General features: G+C 55.8%; 1 tRNA gene and 2 rRNA genes (1 of these 3 cut by a window edge). All 3 read right to left on the bottom strand.

Features of this window, described 5'->3' with window-relative positions:
- Positions 1 to 77, bottom strand: a tRNA-Met gene (locus ACWTU8_RS31500).
- Positions 78 to 322: 245 nt separating this feature from the next.
- A 5S ribosomal RNA gene (rrf, locus tag ACWTU8_RS31505) occupies positions 323 to 437 on the bottom strand.
- 227 nt (positions 438 to 664) lie between these two features.
- A 23S ribosomal RNA gene (locus tag ACWTU8_RS31510) occupies positions 665 to 2500 on the bottom strand; it runs 964 nt beyond the window's last position.

Below are 2500 nucleotides of genomic sequence, written 5' to 3' on the forward strand. Positions count from 1 at the left end.
TGGTTGCGGGGACAGGATTTGAACCTGTGACCTTCAGGTTATGAGCCTGACGAGCTACCGGGCTGCTCCACCCCGCGTCAACTAGACGGCGAATGCCGGCCGGGCAGCCCGGACTTTTTGTTTTGTCCGTCCTCGAGGCCTTCGGCCTTTTGCGGGCGGACGGGGCGCTGCTCCACCCCGCGTCAACTTCAGAAGTAAGTCTTGGCCTACTGGATTCAAGCTTGCGCCAACTGAAAGGGCCGCTTGCGCGGCCCGAGCTCCCGATTGGCGGGCCTGTTTTGTAAGGAGAAAGATTTGGATTCTTGCGACGTGCGTTTTGCAGACCTGGCAGCGACCTACTCTCCCGCGTCTTGAGACGAAGTACCATCAGCGCTGGAGCGTTTCACGGCCGAGTTCGGAATGGGATCGGGTGCAGCCGCTCCGCCATAACCACCAGGTCGGCAAAGCGCACGTTGCTCGAGAAGCTGTTTTTTCGTGCCTGGCGTCGCGGTTTTCGGACGCAGTCCGCAAGCGCGACCGCGCGTCCGAGCCTTTGCGAGGCCCTGCCCGGAGGCGTCGGCGAAGCCGACTGCCGCGAGGGCAAACAACCATCAGGCGACAATCCTTTGGATTGCGCCGCCGACAATCCTTTGGATTGCGCTGGTGATGGGCATAAGTAATGAGAACGATCAAGCCGATCGAACTATTAGTACCGGTAAGCTTCAAGCGTTGCCGCTCTTCCACACCCGGCCTATCAACGTGGTCGTCTTCCACGGTTCTCAGGGAATACTCGTTTTAAGGTGGGTTTCCCGCTTAGATGCCTTCAGCGGTTATCCCGTCCGGATATAGCTACCCTGCTATGCGGCTGGCGCCACAACAGGTCCACCAGAGATCCGTCCATCCCGGTCCTCTCGTACTAGGGACAGATCCTTTCAATATTCCTACACCCACGGCAGATAGGGACCGAACTGTCTCACGACGTTCTGAACCCAACTCACGTACCGCTTTAAATGGCGAACAGCCATACCCTTGGGACCTGCTCCAGCCCCAGGATGCGATGAGTCGACATCGAGGTGCCAAACAACCCCGTCGATATGGACTCTTGGGGGTCATCAGCCTGTTATCCCCGGCGTACCTTTTATCCGTTGAGCGATGGCCCTTCCACGCGGGACCACCGGATCACTATGACCGACTTTCGTCTCTGCTCGACTTGTCAGTCTCGCAGTCAGGCAGGCTTATGCCATTGCACTCAGCGAACGATTTCCGACCGTTCTGAGCCCACCATCGCGCGCCTCCGTTACTCTTTAGGAGGCGACCGCCCCAGTCAAACTACCCACCATACATTGTCCCGGACCCGGATAACGGGCCGCGGTTAGACATCCATAGTGATAAGGGTGGTATTTCAAGGGTGGCTCCACCTGAGCTGGCGCCCAGGTTTCAAAGCCTACCACCTATCCTACACATGCCACTACGAATGCCAATGTAAAGCTATAGTAAAGGTGCACGGGGTCTTTCCGTCTAACCGCAGGAACCCCGCATCTTCACGGGGAATTCAATTTCACTGAGTCTATGCTGGAGACAGCGGGGAAGTCGTTACGCCATTCGTGCAGGTCGGAACTTACCCGACAAGGAATTTCGCTACCTTAGGACCGTTATAGTTACGGCCGCCGTTTACTGGGGCTTCGATTCAGAGCTTGCACCCCTCCTCTTAACCTTCCAGCACCGGGCAGGCGTCAGACCCTATACGTCGTCTTGCGACTTCGCAGAGCCCTGTGTTTTTGATAAACAGTCGCTACCCCCTGGTCTGTGCCACCCTCCTCCACTTGCGTGGAAAAGGGTCACGCTTCTTCCGAAGTTACGCGTGCAATTTGCCGAGTTCCTTCAGCATAGTTCTCTCAAGCGCCTTGGTATACTCTACCAGTCCACCAGTGTCGGTTTCGGGTACGGTCTATAAGGAGGAGCTATTTCCTGGAACCACGCAGCAGCCCTTTCAATCCGATAAGATTGGACTACCTCAATGATCCGTCACTTCCTCCAGGCCCACGAATATTAACGTGGTTCCCATCGTCTACGCATTTCTGCCTCGACTTAGGGGCCGGCTAACCCTGCTCAGATTAGCTTTAAGCAGGAACCCTTGGACTTTCGGCGGGGGAGTCTCTCACTCCCCTTACGTTACTCATGTCAGCATTCGCACTTCTGATACCTCCACCACCCCTCACGGGTATGGCTTCATCAGCTTACAGAACGCTCCGCTACCGCTCGTGATTGCTCACGAACCCTAAGCTTCGGTGTATGGCTTTAGCCCCGTTACATTTTCGGCGCAAAGACCCTTATTTAGACCAGTGAGCTGTTACGCTTTCTTTAAATGATGGCTGCTTCTAAGCCAACATCCTGGTTGTTTTGGGATCCTCACATCCTTTCCCACTTAGCCATAACTTGGGGACCTTAGCTGTAGGTCAGGGTTGTTTCCCTTTTCACGACGGACGTTAGCACCCGCCGTGTGTCTGCCGACTAGTACTCC

The organism is Mesorhizobium sp. BHbdii (assembly GCF_053848045.1).